Annotated in this window: 21 protein-coding genes; 14 read left to right on the top strand and 7 right to left on the bottom strand. The window is 61.9% G+C overall.

What is annotated here, in order from left to right; translation table 11 throughout:
* Positions 1-69 precede the first annotated feature (69 nt).
* The 3 genes from rnd to ACVWSC_RS21645 all read left to right on the top strand — a co-directional run bounded on the left by rnd (position 70) and on the right by ACVWSC_RS21645 (position 2,503).
* A complete protein-coding gene (gene rnd / locus ACVWSC_RS21655) occupies positions 70-1,203 on the top strand; it encodes a ribonuclease D (RefSeq protein ID WP_442109107.1) in 1,134 nt (377 codons plus the stop codon).
* Positions 1,200-1,493 (top strand): YcgL domain-containing protein, encoded by a 294-nt coding sequence (locus tag ACVWSC_RS21650; protein ID WP_115088258.1) that lies wholly within the window; start codon positions 1,200-1,202, stop codon positions 1,491-1,493. Before rnd ends, ACVWSC_RS21650 begins: the two co-directional genes overlap by 4 nt.
* A 77-nt stretch (positions 1,494-1,570) precedes the next feature.
* Positions 1,571-2,503 (top strand): D-2-hydroxyacid dehydrogenase, encoded by a 933-nt coding sequence (locus ACVWSC_RS21645; protein WP_442109106.1) that lies wholly within the window; start codon positions 1,571-1,573, stop codon positions 2,501-2,503.
* 75 nt (positions 2,504-2,578) lie between these two features.
* Here the strand turns inward: ACVWSC_RS21645 and ACVWSC_RS21640 are convergent, their stop codons facing one another.
* Complete coding sequence (locus tag ACVWSC_RS21640; RefSeq protein ID WP_442109105.1) at positions 2,579-3,172, bottom strand: nitroreductase family protein; 594 nt, start codon at positions 3,170-3,172, stop codon at positions 2,579-2,581.
* A 156-nt stretch (positions 3,173-3,328) separates the two neighbouring features.
* On the opposite strand from ACVWSC_RS21640, the gene ACVWSC_RS21635 reads away from it, so the two are divergent.
* Positions 3,329-3,778 carry a YcgN family cysteine cluster protein gene (locus ACVWSC_RS21635; protein ID WP_442109104.1) on the top strand — a complete coding sequence of 150 codons (450 nt, stop codon included), beginning with the start codon at positions 3,329-3,331 and terminating at the stop codon, positions 3,776-3,778.
* A 54-nt stretch (positions 3,779-3,832) separates the two neighbouring features.
* The gene (locus ACVWSC_RS21630) at positions 3,833-5,047 is read left to right on the top strand and encodes a hypothetical protein (protein WP_442114351.1); all 1,215 of its coding nucleotides are present in this window, start codon (positions 3,833-3,835) and stop codon (positions 5,045-5,047) included.
* Between the two features lie 6 nt (positions 5,048-5,053).
* On the opposite strand, the gene ACVWSC_RS21625 is transcribed toward ACVWSC_RS21630, so the two are convergent.
* Together ACVWSC_RS21625 and ACVWSC_RS21620 are read right to left on the bottom strand one after the other, a co-directional pair.
* Positions 5,054-5,524, bottom strand: a complete 471-nt coding sequence (locus tag ACVWSC_RS21625; RefSeq protein ID WP_038613734.1) for an RNA methyltransferase — start codon at positions 5,522-5,524, stop codon at positions 5,054-5,056.
* A 72-nt stretch (positions 5,525-5,596) separates the two neighbouring features.
* Positions 5,597-5,968, bottom strand: a complete 372-nt coding sequence (locus tag ACVWSC_RS21620) for a YajD family HNH nuclease (protein WP_133217458.1) — start codon at positions 5,966-5,968, stop codon at positions 5,597-5,599.
* Between the two features lie 126 nt (positions 5,969-6,094).
* On the opposite strand from ACVWSC_RS21620, the gene ACVWSC_RS21615 reads away from it, so the two are divergent.
* Complete coding sequence (locus ACVWSC_RS21615; RefSeq protein ID WP_442109103.1) at positions 6,095-6,373, top strand: hypothetical protein; 279 nt, start codon at positions 6,095-6,097, stop codon at positions 6,371-6,373.
* 87 nt (positions 6,374-6,460) lie between these two features.
* On the opposite strand, the gene ACVWSC_RS21610 is transcribed toward ACVWSC_RS21615, so the two are convergent.
* Positions 6,461-8,512 carry a S9 family peptidase gene (locus tag ACVWSC_RS21610; RefSeq protein WP_442109102.1) on the bottom strand — a complete coding sequence of 684 codons (2,052 nt, stop codon included), beginning with the start codon at positions 8,510-8,512 and terminating at the stop codon, positions 6,461-6,463.
* Positions 8,513-8,596: 84 nt separating this feature from the next.
* On the opposite strand from ACVWSC_RS21610, the gene ACVWSC_RS21605 reads away from it, so the two are divergent.
* From ACVWSC_RS21605 to ACVWSC_RS21595, 3 genes are read left to right on the top strand one after another with little or no spacing between them, the layout of a single operon-like run.
* The gene (locus ACVWSC_RS21605) at positions 8,597-9,085 is read left to right on the top strand and encodes an MFS transporter (protein WP_442109101.1); all 489 of its coding nucleotides are present in this window, start codon (positions 8,597-8,599) and stop codon (positions 9,083-9,085) included.
* A 23-nt stretch (positions 9,086-9,108) separates the two neighbouring features.
* Positions 9,109-9,882: a class II glutamine amidotransferase gene (locus ACVWSC_RS21600; protein WP_442109100.1), complete on the top strand. Its 774-nt coding sequence runs from the start codon at positions 9,109-9,111 to the stop codon at positions 9,880-9,882.
* A gap of 10 nt (positions 9,883-9,892) precedes the next feature.
* Positions 9,893-10,414: a DUF2937 family protein gene (locus tag ACVWSC_RS21595; protein WP_442109099.1), complete on the top strand. Its 522-nt coding sequence runs from the start codon at positions 9,893-9,895 to the stop codon at positions 10,412-10,414.
* On the opposite strand, the gene ACVWSC_RS21590 is transcribed toward ACVWSC_RS21595, so the two are convergent.
* The gene (locus ACVWSC_RS21590; protein ID WP_442109098.1) at positions 10,411-11,322 is read right to left on the bottom strand and encodes a LysR family transcriptional regulator; all 912 of its coding nucleotides are present in this window, start codon (positions 11,320-11,322) and stop codon (positions 10,411-10,413) included. The genes ACVWSC_RS21595 and ACVWSC_RS21590 overlap by 4 nt on opposite strands.
* Positions 11,323-11,464: 142 nt before the next feature.
* On the opposite strand from ACVWSC_RS21590, the gene ACVWSC_RS21585 reads away from it, so the two are divergent.
* Genes ACVWSC_RS21585 through ACVWSC_RS21570 form a run of 4 tightly spaced genes read left to right on the top strand, consistent with a single transcriptional unit; the run spans position 11,465 to position 15,141 of the window.
* Positions 11,465-12,751: an MFS transporter gene (locus tag ACVWSC_RS21585; RefSeq protein ID WP_442109097.1), complete on the top strand. Its 1,287-nt coding sequence runs from the start codon at positions 11,465-11,467 to the stop codon at positions 12,749-12,751.
* 25 nt (positions 12,752-12,776) lie between these two features.
* Positions 12,777-13,529 (top strand): 5-oxoprolinase subunit PxpA, encoded by a 753-nt coding sequence (locus ACVWSC_RS21580; RefSeq protein WP_442109096.1) that lies wholly within the window; start codon positions 12,777-12,779, stop codon positions 13,527-13,529.
* Positions 13,526-14,230 carry a 5-oxoprolinase subunit PxpB gene (pxpB, locus tag ACVWSC_RS21575; RefSeq protein ID WP_442109095.1) on the top strand — a complete coding sequence of 235 codons (705 nt, stop codon included), beginning with the start codon at positions 13,526-13,528 and terminating at the stop codon, positions 14,228-14,230. Before ACVWSC_RS21580 ends, pxpB begins: the two co-directional genes overlap by 4 nt.
* On the top strand, positions 14,227-15,141 hold the full coding sequence (locus ACVWSC_RS21570) for a 5-oxoprolinase subunit C family protein (protein ID WP_442109094.1): 915 nt from the start codon (positions 14,227-14,229) through the stop codon (positions 15,139-15,141). The genes pxpB and ACVWSC_RS21570 overlap by 4 nt, the downstream gene beginning before the upstream one ends.
* Before the next feature lie 76 nt (positions 15,142-15,217).
* Here the strand turns inward: ACVWSC_RS21570 and ACVWSC_RS21565 are convergent, their stop codons facing one another.
* Both ACVWSC_RS21565 and ACVWSC_RS21560 read right to left on the bottom strand, forming a co-directional pair.
* A complete protein-coding gene (locus ACVWSC_RS21565; RefSeq protein ID WP_442109093.1) occupies positions 15,218-16,396 on the bottom strand; it encodes a vWA domain-containing protein in 1,179 nt (392 codons plus the stop codon).
* A 17-nt stretch (positions 16,397-16,413) separates the two neighbouring features.
* Positions 16,414-17,259, bottom strand: coding sequence for an AAA family ATPase (locus ACVWSC_RS21560; RefSeq protein ID WP_133217446.1), 846 nt, complete (start codon positions 17,257-17,259; stop codon positions 16,414-16,416).
* 240 nt (positions 17,260-17,499) lie between these two features.
* Between ACVWSC_RS21560 and cysK the strand changes: the two genes are divergently transcribed.
* Positions 17,500-18,474 carry a cysteine synthase A gene (gene cysK / locus ACVWSC_RS21555; RefSeq protein WP_442109092.1) on the top strand — a complete coding sequence of 325 codons (975 nt, stop codon included), beginning with the start codon at positions 17,500-17,502 and terminating at the stop codon, positions 18,472-18,474.
* Positions 18,475-18,603 lie beyond the last annotated feature (129 nt).

Raw genomic sequence — 18,603 nt, 5'->3', positions numbered from 1 at the left:
TCTCCCACAGGTTTACCGGCAATGGCCTACGCCGTATATACTGCGCGCCATTGTTAGTGGGAGAGCCTTGTGGCCATCGATATTCACTGGATTTGCGACGATAGCAGCCTGGCTGAACACTGCCTGCAGTGGCGCCAACTGCCCTTCGTGGCAGTCGACACCGAGTTCATGCGGGTTGAAACCTTTTATCCGATTGCCGGGTTGATCCAGATCGGCGACGGCGAGCGTGCCTACCTGATCGACCCGCTGCGTATCGGTAACTGGCAACCACTGGCCGAGTTGCTGGAAGACACCAGCGTGATCAAGGTGCTGCACGCCTGCAGTGAAGACCTTGAAGTGCTCTCACGCCTGACTGGCAGTTTGCCTACGCCACTGTTCGACACCCAGTTGGCCGCCGGCTATTTGAACCTGGGCTTTTCCATGGGCTATTCGCGCCTGGTACAAGAAGTGCTGGGTATCGAACTGCCCAAGGGCGAGACGCGTTCCGACTGGCTGCAGCGGCCGTTGTCGGACACCCAAGTCAGCTACGCCGCTGAAGATGCGGTACACCTGGCCGAACTGTACGAGCGCCTGCGCCCGCAACTGTCGGACGAAAAGCACGCCTGGGTGCTGGAAGACGGCGCCGAACTGGTTGCCCAACTGCGCCGGGAAACCGACCCGCGTGAGCTGTACCGCGACGCCAAACTGGCCTGGAAACTCTCCCGGGCACAGTTGGCGGTTCTGCGCGAGCTGTGTGCGTGGCGTGAGCAGGAAGCGCGCGCCCGCGACCTGCCACGCAACCGCATTTTGCGTGAGAATGCTTTGTGGCCAATGGCCAAAACCCAGCCGGATTCGCTGTCGGCGTTGGCGAAAATCGAAGACATGCATCCGCGCACCATTCGTCAGGATGGCGAGTTCCTGTTGCAACTGATCAAGCAGGCCGCCAGCCTGCCGCCTGCGCAATGGCCGCCCGCGGTGCCCGAGCCGCTGCCGATCGAAGCCTCGGCGCTGCTCAAACAACTGCGCGCCATTGGCCAGGCTGAGGCCGAGCGCCTGAACATTGCTCCCGAGCTGATGTTGCGCAAGAAGATCCTGGAGTCGCTGCTCAAGAGTGGTTATCCCTCTGGGCCTTATCAACTACCCGATTCGTTGCGCGGCTGGCGCCGTGAACGTATGGGGCAAGCGCTGCTCGACTGTCTGGCCAGCGCTGGAGAACCGCAATGAAACGTATCTGCTCGATTTACAAGAGCCCGCGCAAGAACGAAATGTACCTTTACGTCCTCAAGGCCGATGGCCTGGAGCGCGTCCCTGAAGGGTTGCTGCCATTTTTCGGCAAGCCGGTGCACGCCTTCGACCTGGTCCTCACCCCAGAGCGCCAACTGGCCCGCGAAGATATCGCCAAGGTCCTGGAAAACCTCGAGCAGCAGGGTTACCACCTGCAGATGCCGCCCGCCGAAGACGAGTACATCGAGCACCTGCCCGAAGAGCTGCTGCGTCGCAACGACCCGGTCTGAGCCCGGCCTGTTTGCTGTGATACCGCCACGGCCCAGGGCCTGGCGGCCTTCAGTGTTTCTGCCAAGGTTGTACGAACATGCGTGTTTTGATCGCTGAACAGGATCATGCCCTTTACGCCCGCCTGCTGCGCGAGGCCGCCCCGGACCTTGAGGTGCTGACCAGTGGAGACTCGGCCGAACTGGCTGACCAGGCTGGCCAGTGCCCGGTGTGGCTGGGACAGCCCGATTTGCTCGCGACGTTGTTGCGCCAGGGGCACCAGCCCCAATGGCTGCAGTCGACCTGGGCCGGGATCACCCCGTTGCTGGCCAGCGGCTTGCAACGTGACTATCGCCTGACCCGTGCGGTTGGCATCTTCGGCCAGGTCATGGCCGAGTACGTGCTGACCTACATGCTGGGGCACGAGCGTGAGGTCTTGGCGCGCCTGGTCAGCCAGGTGGAACGCAAGTGGGATGATCGCACCGGGCACAGCCTGGAAGGGCGCCGGGTGTTGATCGTCGGTACCGGTGACATCGGTCAGCGCGTTGCCGAGTTTCTTCTGCCCTTTGGCGTCAAGTTGTACGGCGTCGCCAGCCAGGCACGTGAGCAGGCGCCCTTTATCGAAGTGGCGGCGCTCAGCGAACTGGGGCGGCTGGTGGGCGAGGTTGATTATGTGGTCAACCTGTTGCCGGATACCCCGGCGACCCATGACCTGTACGATGCTGCGCTGTTTGCCCGTTTCAATCCTGATGCGTTGTTCATCAATGCCGGTCGCGGTGTTGCCGTGGTGGACGGCGACCTGGTCGAGGCCCTGAAGCTTGGGCATCTGGCCGGGGCGGTGATCGATGTGTGTCGTCAGGAGCCGTTGCCGGCCCGCCATCCGTTCTGGACGGCGCTTGGCCTGCTGTTGACCGGACACAGCTCGGCACCGACCTCGCCGACGGCGATGGTGCGGCTGTTTGTCGAGAATCTGCGGGCGTATGAAGCAGGGCAGGCATTGCGCGGGGAAGTGGATTTCTTGCGGGGCTATTAGTAGGAGCGGGCTTGCCCCGCGATGCAACGTCACTGACACACCGCAATCGCGGGGCAAGCCCGCTCCTACCTGCTGTTACAAGCTGAAATCGCCCTCAGCTGCCAGTTCGCTCAGCGGACGGCGCGGGCTAGGCATTTCACGGGCCTGCAGGGCCTCTGCCAGGCTGGCTTTGTCGCCCAGCTTGCCCACGGCGACCACGGCGTGCAGGTCGTAGCCTTCAGGGATTTTCAGCGCTTTGCGGGTCAGTTCCTGGTCGAAGCCCGCCATGCCATGGGTGTGCCAGCCACTGATGCTGGCCTGCAGGGCCAGGTGACCCCAGGCAGAACCGGTGTCGAAGGTGTGCCACAAGGCCGGTTTTTCTTCGCTGCTGCCAGGGGCGGCGAAGGTGGTCTTGGAGATCACGATCACCAGCGCCGAGGCGTGTTGCGCCCAGCTGCGGTTGAACTCGTTGAGCAGGCCCAGGTAACGCTGCCAGTTCGGCGTATCGCGACGCGCATAAAGGAACCGCCATGGCTGCGAGTTGTACGCCGAAGGCGCCCAGCGGGCGGCTTCGAGGAAGCTCAGCAGGGTGGCTTCGCTGATCGGTTCGGCGGTGAAGGCGCGAGGCGACCAGCGCTGGATGAATTGATCGTCGATGGCGTGGTCGGCAACGCGAGGATTAGCACTCATGGCGAGTTCCTTGGCAGCTGGAATGGGGAATTGAAAACCTGGGCCAAACTACTGTGTCGTGTCGGCCCTGACAAGCGGTCTGGCAATGGCGCAAGACTCGCCCTAGACTGGCGCCGCCGCACTGCGGCGCCTCTATTGAAACAGGACATCCGTTACATGATTGCCAGCGCCGATTCCTTCTGGAAGCGTAAAACCCTCGAACAGCTCGACCGCCAGGAATGGGAGTCGCTGTGTGATGGCTGTGGCCTGTGCTGCCTGCAAAAGCTCGAAGACGAAGACGACAACAGCGTCTATTACACCCGTATCGCCTGCAAACTTCTGGACCTCAACACCTGCCAGTGCAGCGACTACCCGAATCGACTCAAGGTGGTACCCGATTGCATCCAGCTGACGCCCGGCAAGGCCGATCAGTTCAAATGGTTGCCGACCACCTGCGGCTATCGCCTGATCAGCGAAGGCAAGGATCTGCCTGACTGGCACCATTTGGTGTGCGGCGACCGCGAACAGGTACACAAACAGCGTATTTCCCAGTCTGGACGCATGTTGAGCGAGAACAGCGTCGATGAGGATGACTGGGAAGAGCATCTGATTTTTCGCGCCGGCTGAGCCGCTCTGGCTCGCCGGACATCGCGTTGGGGAACAAGGAGTTTCTGTATGCGTGTGCAGTGCCATTGGCTGTTGGCTGTGGGTCTGTTGGCCAGCTCACCGGCCTGGGCGAAGAAGGTCAATCTGGATTATCACGTTCGTCTGCTCCCCGACAGCCAGCAGGCCGAGGTGCGTTTGACCCTGGCCGAGGGCGCTGCGGTGCGCAGCCTGGATTTCGACCTGGGCAAGCAGCATGCCTACAGCGATTTCAAGGCCGACGGCCAATGGCAACTGCAAGGCGAAGGCCTGCGCGGGCAGTGGCAACCGGCGCCCGGCAAGAGCGAGCTGAGCTACCGTGTAAAGCTGGCTCATCGATTGGGCAACGGCAGCTACGAAACCCGGATAACCCCCGACTGGGCATTGTTTCGCGGCGATGACCTGGTGCCGCCAGCGCGCCTTGACCAGCAGGATGGCACCGAGCTGGTGGCCCGTCTGACGTTTGAACTGCCCAGCGGCTGGAAGAGCGTCGAGACGCCTTGGCCACGTATTGGTAAACAGCGCTTTCGTATCGACAACGTCTCGCGCCTGTTCGACCGCCCCACTGGCTGGATGGTCGCTGGCAGCATCGGTACCCGGCGCGCGCGCCTGGGTGAAACCGAAGTCAGTGTGGCCGCGCCGCAAGGGCAGGGCATGCGCCGTCTGGATAACCTGACGCTATTGACCTTCGTTTGGCCGCAATTGCAGGCGGTGTTCCCGCGCAATCCGCCGAAACTGCTGCTGGTCGGGGCTCGCGATCAGCTGTGGCGCGGTACGCGGGCCGGCCATCATTCGATTTACCTGCACAGCAGCCGGCCGCTGGTCAGTGAAACCGGGTCAAGCCCGTTGTTGCGCGAGTTGGTGCATGTCTTTGCGCAGATCAACGACCGCCAGGCCAGCGACTGGATCGCTGAGAGTATCAACGAGTATTACGCCATCGAATTGCTGCGCCGTGCTGGCGGTATTACGGACGATCGCTATCAGGCGCTGCAGGCCGGGCTTGAGCTGCGTGGCGGCAAAGTCACCAGCTTGCGCGGCGAGCAGGTTGACAGTGCCGTGACCGCGCGCGGTGTACTGCTGCTGCAGGCACTGGACCGGGAAATCCGCCTGCATTCGCACAACCAGCGCTCGCTGGACGACGTCACCCGTGCGCTGATGCGCCTGAGCACCGTCAGCACCGAAGAGTTCATCCAGCTCAGCGAGAGTGTGCTGGGGCGTCAGTCTGAAGTGTTGTCGAGCAAACTGCTGCGCTAATGCGGATTACTTGAACTTTGGCCCGGAGCGCGTGTTCAGGCCCTTGGCCAGGCGGTCGTAGAGCACCACATTGACCGTGGCGGCGAGGTTCATGCAGCCCTGGGTTGGAATGTAGATGGTTTCTTCGCACCAGGCCCGCACGCTCGGGTCGAGCGAGCCGTCTTCGGGGCCGAAGATGTAGATGGCGCGGTCGGGGTGGGTGTATTCAGGCAAAGGTCGGGCACCGTCGACCAGCTCTACCGCCACCGGCGTGCAGCCCAGCGGAATGATTTTTTGCAGGTCGTCGATGCCGATCAGCGGAATGTCGTAGTGCACGCGCTTGGTGTCGGTGACGAAGTCGCGCGCGCGCTCATAGCGCTTGCCGGTGTAAAACACCGAGTTGACGCCGTAGCAACCCGCCGCGCGCATCACTGAACCGACGTTCTCCGCTGACTTGGGGTTGAACAGACCAATGCAGCTGTACCGTTTGTTCGCCACGTGCCGGGGCCCTTCGCAAAAAAGAACGCGATTATACGGGCTTGCCGGCCGCCGTGGGGCAGGGGATTGTGATCAGTCCTTTTTCAGCAGGCTGGCCAGCCCTGCAAACGGGTTGTGGGTGGCCTTGGCGGTGGTCGGGCTGCTGGTGGAGCCTTCGCTGAAGTACTGCTGGTCGGTGTAGCGCGAGTGCTCGTTGTCGTGGCAGTACAGGCACAGCAACTCCCAGTTGGAACCGTCCTGGGGGTTGTTGTCGTGGTTGTGGTCACGGTGGTGCACGGTCAGCTCGCTCAGGCGCTTGCCGGAAAACTCGCGGGCGCAACGGCCGCAGACGTGCGGGTACATTTTCAGCGCTTTGTCGCGATAGCCCATCTCCTTGTCGCGCTTGGCGTCGGCGAGGATACGGTCGAGCCGTGCGGTGGCGGCGGCAGAGGATGACGAACTCATGGGATTACCTTTTATCGGGCTTGGTACGGTTATACCCTGAAGTTTAGCGTGCTGATGGTCTGTTCGGACAGGCAAAGCGCTGAACTTGGGCGTAGCCTGTGAGGAGGTGTTTCAAGGAGACTGCGCATGCGCTGTTCGACCATTGCCATCCTCATGCTTGCCTGCCTGCAGCCGGTGCTGGCTGCCGATTTGCAGCCGCGAACGATCGCCCCGGTACCGGGGGCGCCGGGCACCGCGACCCCGACCCCGTACCCACAGATTACCCCCAGCAGCATCCCGCGTGCGGGCGATGCGAAGCCGGGCTCGCCGCTGCTGCCGGCCATCAAAGTACCGGCTCCGCCCAGGGACCAGCCTTTGCCGGGGCTGACGCCCCAAGACAGCAAATACAAGTCACCAGCGGACTAAGCCTGTCTTGCACCCCTTGTGGGAGCGGGCTTGCCCCGCGATTGCGGTCTGTCTGGTACACCGCATCGCGGGGCAAGCCCGCTCCCACTAGGCGATACCCAGCACTTTGAAGACGAAGCCGTATTCCAGCGCCACATCCCGCAGACCCTGATAGCGCCCACTCATCCCACCGTGGCCGGCATCCATTTCGGTTTTCAGCAGCAACAGGTTGTTGTCCGTCTTGGTAACGCGCAACTTGGCCACCCACTTGGCCGCTTCCCAGTACTGCACGCGGCTGTCGTTATAGCCCGCCACTACCAGCAGGGCTGGGTAGGCCTGGGCTTTGACGTTCTCGTAGGGCGCGTAAGCCTTGATCCGCGCGTACACCTCGGGATCTTCCGGGTTGCCCCACTCGTCGTATTCGGTGATGGTCAGCGGCAGTTCCGGGTCGAGCATGGTGTTGAGCACGTCGACGAACGGCACCTCGGCAATGGCTGCCTTGAACAGTTCAGGACGCTGGTTGAGCACCGCGCCGATCAGCAGGCCGCCCGCGCTGCCGCCGCTGATGGCCAATTGGTCGGCGCGGGTCACGCCTTGGGCGATCAGGTGTTCGGCGCAGGCGATGAAATCGTTGAAGGTGTTGGTTTTGTGCTCCTGCTTGCCGGCACGGTACCAGGCCTCGCCCAGCTCACCACCGCCACGCACATGGGCAATGGCGAAGGCCACGCCGCGTTCGAGCAGGCTCAGGCGCGCATGCGAGAACCACGGGTCGAGGCTTTCGCCGTAGGCGCCGTAGCCATACAGGTACAGCGGCACCGGCTTGCCCAGGTCACTGCGTCGCTGCACCAGGCTGATCGGCACCTGGGTGCCGTCACTGGCGGTGGCCCACAAGCGCTGGCTGACGTAGGCGTCCGGGTCGAACGGGCCGAGTACCGGGGTTTCCTTGAGCACCTGCTGGCTGCCGTCGGCCAGCTCCAGTTGGCGTACCTGCGCCGGGCGGTTCAGGGCCTGGTAACGCAGACGGATGCGGCTGCTGACAAATTCCAGGCTGTCTTGCACATAGAGGCTGTAGGCCGCATCGGGCAGTTCGACCCGGTAAGGCGCAAGGCCCTGCGGGTGCACTTCAATGATTGGCAGCCCGCCTTCACGCAGGCTCAGGCACAGGGCGCTGGCGTTCAGGCTCAGGCCTTCGAGCATCACCGTATCGCGGTGCGGCACTAACAACTGCCATTGCGCGCGGGTCGGGACCTGTTCGCTGTCGGCCTGGTACAGGGCGAAGTTGATGCCATCCTGGTTGGTGCGGATGAACCAACGCCATTGGCCGTCAAGCTGCCCATGGTCGGGGAAGTACTCATGGCCTTCGACCCGCGCCGCCAGGCAGGTGAAGTCGCCGTCAGGCTGTTCGGCATCGAGCACCCAGGCTTCGCTGGTGGTCTTGCTGTTGAGCAGCAGGATCAGCTGACGCTCGGAGCTGGCGCGGTAGCAATGCAGGAAAAAACGCCCGTCGGTTTCTTCGAATACCTGTTGGCTACCTTCGCGCCCGAGGCGATGGCGCAGCAGTTTGTGCGGGCGGTGGGTGTCGTCGAGGGTGGCGAAGAACAGGGTCTGGCTGTCGTTGGCCCAGGTCATGCTGCCGTCGCACTCTTCGAACGGCAGTTGCTCGATTTCACCGCTGGTCAGGTCTTTGACGTACAGGGTGTAGACCTCGTCGCCGCTGGTATCGAGGCTATAGGCCAGGCGCTGGTGGTCGGGGCTGACGTTGAAGGCACCGAGCGAAAGAAACCCGCCGTTGGCCAGTTGGTTCGGGTCCAGCAGCAGTTCTTCCTGGCTTTCATCGACGCTGTTGGAGTCGTCCGCCGGGCGTGGGCAGCGGTAATGGCGCGGGTACTCTTCGCCGGCCGTGGTGCGGCTGTAGTAGAGGTAAGGACCCCAGGGCGAGGGCAGCGACAGGTCGGTTTCCAGAATCCGCCCTTTGATCTCTTCGAACAGCTGTTCGCGCAGCGCGGCCTGGTCGGCCAGTTGCGCTTGCTGATAGCTGTTTTCAGCGTTCAGGTAGTCGATGACTTCGGGGCTGTCGCGTTCCTGAAGCCAGGCATAAGGATCAGCGCCTTCGGCCTTGCGGGCAATCGGGGCGAGGGGGGCGGTGGCGTCTGCGGACATGCGGTGATCTCTTGGCTGGGGGGCGCCTGCGCGCTCAAATGTGTTTATCATAAGCGTCTATTTGCTTAGCTTGCCACGGACACCATGACCGAGAACGACTATCTGCTCGCCTGGGGCCTCTACGCCCTGGCTGCCCTGGGTTGCCTGGCGGTGGGCTTTCGCCTGACCCGCTGGATGTGGCGCTGGTTGCGTGAACCGCTGCGGGTGCTGATGGCAGTCCTGCTGCTGACCCCGACCATCATCGACCCGGTCAAAGACAAGTTCGCCCCCGCCATTGCCATTACCGCGCTCGACCTGCTGTTCAAGGTCGGTAACAACGCCTTGCGTGCCGCCGCCGACCTGGCCATGTACGGCATGATCGCATTCGCCTTGTACGGCGTGTTCGTGGTGCTGCGCTGGCCGCTGGAAAAACGCGCCAAAGCGCGACGCGAGCAGGCCGAAGCCGCCGTACAGCGTGATGCCGGGCCGGCGGTGGCCGACGAGGCGTTCAGCGCCGACAGCCGCGACCGTTATCGCGATGCGCCCCAGGCGCCGCAGGGTGGCAACCGTCCGCGGGTTGAACCGCGCTTGTAGTCTTTGCTCGGGAGCAGCCAAGCATGTGTGAACTATTGGGCATGAGTGCCAACGTGCCGACGGACATCGTCTTCAGCTTCACCGGGCTGATGCAGCGCGGTGGACGCACCGGGCCGCACCGCGATGGCTGGGGTATCGGCTTCTACGAAGGCCGCGGCTTGCGCCTGTTCCAGGACCCTGCGGCCAGCTGTGAGTCGGAAGTGGCCAATCTGGTGCAGCGCTACCCGATCAAAAGCGAGGTGGTGATCGGCCATATTCGCCAGGCCAACGTTGGCAAGGTCTGCCTGTCCAACACCCACCCCTTCGTGCGTGAGTTGTGGGGACGCAACTGGTGCTTCGCCCATAACGGCCAGTTGGGCGAGTTCAAAGGTCAGGCAAGCTTCTATCGACCGATTGGCGATACCGACAGCGAAGCGGCCTTCTGCGACCTGCTCAACCGTGTGCGCGAGGCGTTTCCCGAGCCGGTGGAGGTTGAAGAGCTGCTGCCGGTGCTGGTTGAGGCCTGTGCCGAGTACCGTGGCAAGGGTGTGTTCAACTGCCTGCTCAGCGATGGCGACTGGCTGTTTTGCTTCTGCTCGACCAAGCTGGTGCATATCACTCGCCGCGCGCCCTTCGGCCCGGCGCGGCTCAAGGATGTCGACATGATCGTCGACTTTCAGGCCGAAACCACACCCAATGATGTGGTCACGGTAATCGCCACCGAAGCGCTGACCGAGAACGAAACCTGGCAGCGTTACGAACCGGGTCAATGGGCCTTGTGGCGCCGTGGTGAGTGCATCGCTCAAGGACAACGCTAAGGGATAGGTCATGTTCAGAAGTTACCTGCGGTTGCTGTTGTTCACCTTCGGCTTGCTGGTAGGGCTGCAGGTACCTGGCCTGATCAATGACTACAGCCAGCGCGTCGAGGCGCATTTGCTGGAGTCCCGCGAAGGCCTGAAAGGCTTCGAAGCAACCGCCCGGCGCTTCTTCAATGGTGACCTGCAGGCCTTGGTGCGTCATTACCGCAGCAGCGATGATCCGGTGTTCAACAGCGATGCCAACAGCATCGACAGCCTGTTGATCCGCAATCGACGCTTTGAAAGTGAATGGCAGATTCTTCAGGGCCCTTGGCTGCAGCGGACCTGGCATGTGCTGGTGAATGCCGACAGCCAGTTGCGTGAGGAAACCCTCAAAGGCTACAGCTACCAGATTCTGCTCGCTCCCGAGGCGCTGGCCTGGGGCTTGAGCTGTGCTTTGCTGCTGGCGCTGCTGGTGGAAAGCCTGCTGTTGCTGATCGGCTGGGTGCTGCTTGGTGGCCGTCGCAAAGCGGTGGCGGAGAGCTGGCGCTAAACCAGCCGGATCCGCTCAGGGCCGGCGTTGGCGGCATAGCGTTCAAGCACATTGCGGCACAGCGCTACCACTTCATCCACCAGTTCGACCCCAGTCTGCCAGGCCACCACCAGTTCCAGGCTTGGCGGCTGCTGCGCCAGCGGCAGCAGGGTCAGTTCGCCGCGCGCCAGTTCTTCGCTGACCAGTGCGGGGGGCAGGGCACCGATGCCGAAGCCGTCACGCAACAAGCGGGTAATGGCGGCCACCGAGTTCACACAGTTCAAACGTGGTGCACTGACGCCTTCGGCCTGTAGCAGGCTGAGGACTTCCTGGTGTGGCCGGGAGTTTTTCGAAAAGGTCACGATGCGCTCGCGGGCCAATTCGGCCAGCGAGGCGTAGTCGCGGTTGTAGATGGACTGGCTGGCAACGATCCAGCCCATCGGGTAGCGCGCCAGGTCCAGGCTGCGGATCGATTCCTGGCGCAGCAGGTCGGTTTGCAGAATCACATCAAGAAAGCCTTTTTGCAGCTGTTCGCGCAAATTGAGCGCGGTATCGGCGACCAATTCGATTTCTACCTGTGGGTAGCGCTCCATCAGTTCCGAGACCAGCGGGCTCATCCAGGTGTGAATGACCGTGTCCATCACCCCCAGGCGTACACGCCCGACCTTGGCGCGGTCGCTGTCGAGCGATTGCTTGAGCGCTTTGGCGGTGTCGAGCATCTGCTCGGCGTACTCCAGGACCTTGCTGCCCTCAGGGGTCAGGCTCACCCCGCGTGAGTCACGCAGCAGCAGCTTGACCCCAAGGTCGGCTTCGAGTGCAGCGATACGGCTGGAGATCGACGCCTGGGTGGTGAAGAGCTTTTCGGCGGTCAGGCGAAAACTCTTGAGCCGGGCGACCCAGACGAAGGTTTCAAGGAACTTGAGGTTCATGCGGCACTCACTGATCAAATTTTTCTTATGCCAGACCGTTGGTTTTTCTCGTTGGACGACAAAACGTGCCCATCGAAAAATGACAGTCAGGTTGCGACAAAGATCGCCGCCTTTAAAACAATACCAACAAGCTGAGGCAACCATGAACCCATCGGGCGTGCAGCAACAGGTCGAATCCAGGTCAGTGGCCGGTCCTTTTGACTGGTACCGCAATATCAACAAACAGGAACGACGGACCTTCTGGAGCTGCAAGATCGGCTACGGCCTCGATGGCATGGACACCCAGATGCTCAGCTTCGTCATCCCCACCCTGATCGCCCTGTGGGGCATCACCACCGCTGAAGCGGGCTTGATTCACACCACCACGCTGATCGCGTCGGCGCTGGGCGGCTGGATCGCCGGCATCCTCTCCGACCGTATCGGCCGGGTACGCACCCTGCAACTGACGGTGCTGTGGTTCGCCTTTTTCACCTTCCTTTGCGGCTTTGCCCAGAATTATGAGCAACTGTTGATCGCACGCACCCTGATGGGCTTCGGCTTTGGCGGTGAGTGGACTGCAGGCGCGGTACTGATCGGCGAAGTGATTCGCGCCAAGGATCGCGGCAAAGCCGTGGGCATGGTGCAGTCGGGCTGGGCCATTGGTTGGGGCCTGACCGCCATTCTCTACGCAGTGCTGTTCAGCCTGCTGCCGCCGGAAGATGCCTGGCGTGCCCTGTTCCTGCTGGGCATCGTGCCAGCGGTGTTTGTGATTTTTGTGCGCCGCCTGGTCAAAGACCCGGAAATCTACCGTCAGGCCAAGGCCGCGGAAAAAACCGAAGCGCCGTCGCATTTCTATGAAATTTTTGCCCCGGGCATGCTGTTCACCACGATTCGTGCCTCGCTGCTGACCACCGGTGCGCTGGGCGGTTACTACGCGATCACCTCCTGGCTGCCGACCTTCCTCAAGAACGAGCGTGGCCTGAGCGTGCTCGGTACCGGCGGCTATCTGGCCATGGTGATCGTCGGCTCTTATGTCGGCTATGTGATCAGCGCTTATCTCACCGACCTGTTGGGCCGGAAAAAGAACTTCATTCTGTTCGCCGTGGGCTCGTTCATTATCGTGCTGTTGTACACCCAGATGCAGGTCAGCGATGGCGTGATGCTGTGGTTGGGCTTTCCACTGGGCTTCTTCGCCTCGGGTATTTTCAGCGGCATGGGGGCGTTTCTGACTGAACTGTTCCCTACCCGTATTCGCGGTTCGGGGCAGGGCTTTTGCTACAACATCGGCCGCGCACTGGCGGCGTTCTTCCCGCTGCTGATCGGTATGCTCAGCCAGAAGGTGCCACTGAGCTTGGGTATCGGCGGATTTGCCGCCGTGTCCTACGGAGTGGTAATTCTGGCAGCGTTGAGCCTGCCGGAAACCCGCGGCAAAGAACTTGAAGCCCACTAAGGCCGAGCCTGAAGGAGTCACAGACGTGAGCCGCCTATTACTGAATTGCGATATGGGTGAGAGTTTCGGCAGCTGGACCATGGGCCTGGACGCCCAGGTCATGCCCTTTGTCGATTGCGCCAATATCGCTTGCGGTTTCCATGCCGGCGACCCTGGCATCATGCGCAAGACCGTGGCCCTGGCTGTGGCCAGCAACGTGCGCATCGGCGCCCATCCGGCCTATCAGGACCTGGCCGGCTTCGGCCGCCGTTCGATGGCTTGCAGTGCCGAGGAAATTCGCGATCTGCTGCATTACCAGATCGGTGCACTGGATGGCATCTGCCGTACCCAGGGAACCCGGGTTGCCTACGTCAAACCCCATGGCGCGCTGTACAACGACATGATGGCCGACCCGCTGAAACTGCGTGCAGTGCTCGAAGCGGTCGCCAGCTATGACCGGGACTTGCCGCTGATGCTGATGGCTACGGCCGATAACAGCGCTGCCCAGGCGTTGGGTGATGAATACGGCGTCAGCCTGTGGTTCGAGGCGTTTGCCGACCGCGCCTACGATGCGGCCGGTCACCTGGTGTCGCGGCGTCTGCCGGGTGCGGTGCATCATGATCCGGCGCGCATTGTTGACCAGGCCTTGCGCCTGGCCCGCGGCGAAGCCTTGATCGCCGTGGACGGCAGTGAACTGCGCCTGCAGGCCCATACTTTGTGCGTGCACGGCGATAACGACAGTTCGGTGGCAGCGGTACAGCAGATCCGCCAGGCCCTTGATGCGCTGGTGGCGGTATGAACTACCGCATTGAAACGGTGGCCATCGACTGCCTGATGGTGCGCCTGTTCGACGCCATCGATGAGGCCAACATGCCGTGGATGCTGGCTGCTGCTCAGCGTTTGCGCGCGGTGTTCGCCGAGCGGCTGATTGATCTGGTGCCGTCCTACACCACGGTGATGGTGCATTTCGACTTGCTGCAACTGTCGCCGGAGCAGGCGCGGATACTGGTTCGCGAAGCACTGGAGCATCTGCAAGCCGACAACGGCAGTGGCGGGCGGCAACATGAGGTGCCGGTGTGGTATGACCTGAGTGTGGGGCCGGAACTGAGCCTGTTGGCCGAGCGTTGCCGCACCAGCGTGGCCGATATCGTGCGCCGCCACAGTGAACGCGAGTATCAGGTGTTTGCCTTGGGCTTTGCCCCGGGTTTTGCCTTTATGGGCCTGGTTGAAGAAGCGTTGGCGGCGCCACGCCTGGCGACCCCGCGCAAGCGTGTGGCGGCCGGCAGCGTCGGCATTGCCGAGCGCCAGACCGCTGCTTATCCTGCAGTGTCTCCCGGTGGCTGGAACCTGATAGGGCGCACCCCGAGCAAGCTGTTCGACCGTGAGCGTGATGGCTACAGCCTGTTGCAGCCGGGCGACCGGGTGCGCTTTGTCGCCGTGGATCACGCCACCTTCATCAACCTGGGCGGCGACGATACCCCGCTGGAGGCGTTGTCATGAGCCGCTTGTCGATTGAGGCCAGCACCCCGCTGTGCCTGTTGCAGGATGCTGGGCGCTTTGGCGTGCGCCATTTGGGCGTGACCCAGGGCGGCGCGCTGGACTGGGTGTCGATGCGCTGGGCCAACTGGCTGCTGGGCAATCCGGGCGATGCGGCGGTGGTGGAAGTCACCCTCGGTGGCTTCAGCCTGGTGGCTGAAGAGGATTGCTGCCTGGCTTTGGCGGGGGCTGATCTGGATGCGCGAATCGACGGCGAAGCACTCAAGCCCTGGGCCAGTTTTACCCTCAAACGCGGCCAGCGCTTGCGCCTGAATCAGCCGTTGCAGGGTGCGCGTGCCTATCTGGCGGCGCCGGGTGGCTTCACGGCGCCGCAGGTGTTGGGCAGTTGTGCCAGTGTGGTGCGCGAGGAACTGGGTGGGCTCGATGGCCTGGGATCAGCGCTGGCAAAGGGGCAAACACTGGAGTACCGAGGGGCTGCACCTGAACTGCAGGTCGTCCCCGAGGCACTGCGGCCAGACCTGAGTGACGACAGCCCGCTCGACTTGGTGCTCGGCGCGCAGATCGGTGATTTTAGCGGCACCAGCCTGTTCGAGGCATTCAACCGAGAATGGACCCTCGACAGCCGCGCTGATCGAATGGGCATGCGCTTGCTAGGGCCTGCCTTGCAGTATCAAGGGGCGCCGATGATTTCCGAGGGGATTCCGTTGGGGGCAGTGCAGGTGCCACCGGATGGGCAGCCGATTGTGCTGCTCAATGATCGCCAGACCATTGGTGGTTACCCGCGCCTCGGGGCGCTGACGCCGCTGGCCCTGGCCAGGCTGGCGCAGCGGTTGCCGGGGAGTGTGGTACGGTTCAGGCCGGTGGTGCAGGCGCTGGCCTGGCAGCAGCATCGAGATTATCTGCAGCGCTGGTAGGAGCGGGCTTGCCCCGCGATTTCGGTTTGCCTGACACACCGCTATCGCGGGGCAAGCCCGCTCCTACCGGGTGGTGTTACTTGGACAGGAAGCGCATGCCTTCTTCAAGGCCGCGCAAGGTCAACGGGAACATCCGGTCTTCGACCAACTCGCGCACGATGTTGGTCGAGGCGGTGTAGCCCCAGGTGTCCTTGGGGTAGGGGTTGATCCAGATGAGCTTCTTGTATTTCTCCATGAAACGCTGCATCCACACGTAGCCGGCTTCTTCGTTCCAGTGCTCGACGCTCCCCCCCGGTTGGGTGATCTCGTAAGGCGCCATGGCCGCATCGCCCACAAACACCACTTTGTAGTCAGCGCCGTACTTGTGCAGCAGGTCCATGGTCGAGGTGCGTTCCGAGGTGCGGCGCATGTTGTTCTTCCACACCGACTCATAGACGAAGTTGTGGAAGTAGTAGTACTCCAGGTGCTTGAACTCGGTCTTGCAGGCCGAGAACAACTCCTCGCAGATTCTTACGTGCGCATCCATCGAACCGCCAATGTCGAACAGCAGCAGCAATTTCACGCTGTTGCGTCGCTCCGGGCGCATCTGAATGTTCAGCAGGCCGGCATCGCGGGCGGTGTGGTCGATGGTGCCGTCGATATCCAGCTCTTCAGCCGCCCCCTGACGGGCAAACTTACGCAAGCGGCGCAGGGCCAGCTTGATGTTGCGCGTGCCCAGTTCGACCTGATCATCAAGGTTCTTGTATTCGCGCTGATCCCAGACTTTGACCGCTTTGCCCTGGCGTTTGCCGGCATCGCCGACACGAATGCCTTCGGGGTTGAAGCCGCCTGAGCCGAACGGGCTGGTGCCACCGGTGCCGATCCATTTGTTACCGCCGGCATGGCGTTCCTTCTGTTCTTCCAGGCGCTTTTTGAACTCTTCGATCAGTTTGTCCAGGCCCCCGAGCGACTGGATCTGCGCGCGCTCCTCATCGGTCAGCGAACGTTCGAATTCCTTGCGCAACCAGTCTTCGGGAATCAAGGCTTCCAGATGCCGGTCAAGGTTCTCCAGGCCTTTGAAATAGGCGGAGAACGCACGGTCGAACTTGTCGAAGTGGCGCTCGTCCTTGACCAGGATCGCCCGCGACAGGAAGTAGAACTCGTCCATGTCGGCGAAGGTTACCCGCTGCTTGAGTGCATTGAGCAGATCCAGCAGTTCGCGCACCGACACCGGCACCTTGGCCGCGCGCATTTCATTGAACAGATTGAGCAGCATGGCAATTGCCTCCCGACTCAGCGGTTACCGCGACGGCTCATGAACGCCAGGCGCTCAAGCAGTTGCACGTCCTGTTCGTTTTTCACCAGGGCACCGGCCAGGGGCGGGATGGCTTTGGTCGGATCGCGCTCACGCAGCACGGCTTCGCCGATGTTGTCGGCCATCAGCAGCTTGAGCCAGTCGACCAGCTCGGAGGTGGACGGCTTTTTCTTCAGGCCTGGCACCTTGCGCACATCGAAGAACACATCCAGCGCTTCGCTGACCAGGTCTTTCTTGATGTTGGGGTAGTGCACATCGACGATCTGCTGCAGGGTGTCGCGGTCCGGGAAGGCGATGTAGTGGAAGAAGCAGCGGCGCAGGAAGGCGTCGGGCAGTTCTTTCTCGTTGTTCGAGGTAATGATGATGATCGGGCGCTGTTTGGCCTTGATCGTCTCGTCGGTCTCGTAAACGTAGAACTCCATCTTGTCCAGTTCCTGCAACAGGTCGTTGGGGAACTCGATGTCGGCCTTGTCGATTTCGTCGATCAGCAGGATCACCCGCTCTTCGGATTCGAACGCTTCCCAGAGCTTGCCTTTCTTCAGGTAGTTGCGCACGTCATGGACTTTGTCGACGCCCAGTTGCGAATCGCGCAGGCGGCTGACCGCATCGTACTCGTAGAGGCCTTGATGGGCCTTGGTGGTCGATTTGATGTGCCAGGTAATCAGCTTGGCGCCAAAGGATTCGGCCAGCTGTTCGGCGAGCATGGTTTTGCCGGTGCCGGGTTCGCCCTTGACCAGCAACGGCCGCTCCAGGGTGATCGCCGCGTTGACTGCCAGTTTCAGGTCGTCTGTGGCGACGTATGAGCGGGTGCCTTCGAACTTCATGAACCGATCCTCTACCGTAGCGCCGGGGTAAGCAGCCCCTGGCGGAAAAATTGTTATACGCGACTATAACGCGGGCTCCGGGCGACTGGGAACGCAGACGCTCTATTCAGTCTCTGAATGGAGCGTCACTTGCTGACTTGGTCAGGGCCAGAACCTTGCAAAAGGTGTCAGGGGTGGACTCGCCCAAGAGGCAGGCTTACCCTTGAAGTTTTCTGCTCCGGTGCTAAAAGGACCCCCGTCATGAGCCGTATCTTTGCTGACAATGCGCACTCCATCGGCAACACGCCGCTGGTTCAGATCAACCGCATCGCCCCGCGTGGGGTGACCATTCTGGCCAAGATTGAAGGGCGCAACCCGGGCTATTCAGTCAAATGCCGGATTGGCGCGAACATGATCTGGGATGCCGAAAGCAGCGGTAAGCTCAAGCCCGGCATGACCATCGTCGAGCCGACCTCGGGTAACACCGGCATCGGCCTGGCGTTCGTCGCTGCAGCCCGTGGTTACAAGCTGATGCTGACCATGCCGGCGTCGATGAGTATCGAACGCCGCAAGGTGCTCAAGGCCCTCGGCGCCGAACTGGTGTTGACCGAACCTGCCAAGGGCATGAAAGGCGCCATCGAAAAGGCCGCCGAAATCGTCGCCAGCGACCTGTCCAAATACTTCATGCCGGCCCAGTTCGATAACCCGGCCAACCCGGCGATCCACGAAAAAACCACCGGTCCGGAAATCTGGAACGATACCGACGGCGCGGTCGATGTACTGGTCGCTGGTGTCGGCACCGGCGGCACCATTACTGGCGTTTCGCGTTATATCAAGCAGACCCAGGGCAAACAGATCCTTTCGGTGGCGGTAGAGCCACGGGTATCGCCAGTGATCACCCAGGCGCTGGCCGGTGAAGAGATCAAGCCAAGCCCGCACAAGATCCAGGGCATCGGTGCCGGTTTTGTGCCGAACAACCTTGATCTGAGCATGGTCGACCAGGTCGAGCTGGTCAGCGACGAGGAGTCCAAGGCCATGGCCCTGCGCTTGATGCAGGAAGAGGGGATTCTCTGCGGGATTTCCTGTGGTGCGGCCATGGCGGCGGCGGTGCGCCTGGCAGAAAAACCGGAAATGCAAGGCAAGACCATCGTGGTGATTATGCCCGACTCCGGTGAGCGCTACTTGTCGAGCATGCTCTTCAGCGACCTGTTCACCGACCAGGAAAACCTGCAGTAACGGGCTTCGAGGCTGACCCGGCGCAAAAAAATGCGCCGGGGTTTATTGCACAATCCTTAACACTGAATGCTGGCAACGGTTATTTTTACCGGGGCCGGATCAGTTTATGATGCTCGATTAATCAGGCAG

It is taken from the genome of Pseudomonas sp. NUPR-002, assembly GCF_056322725.1.
Note: the sequence above shows the minus strand (reverse complement) of the source record. Positions and strands in the feature narration are given on the sequence as shown.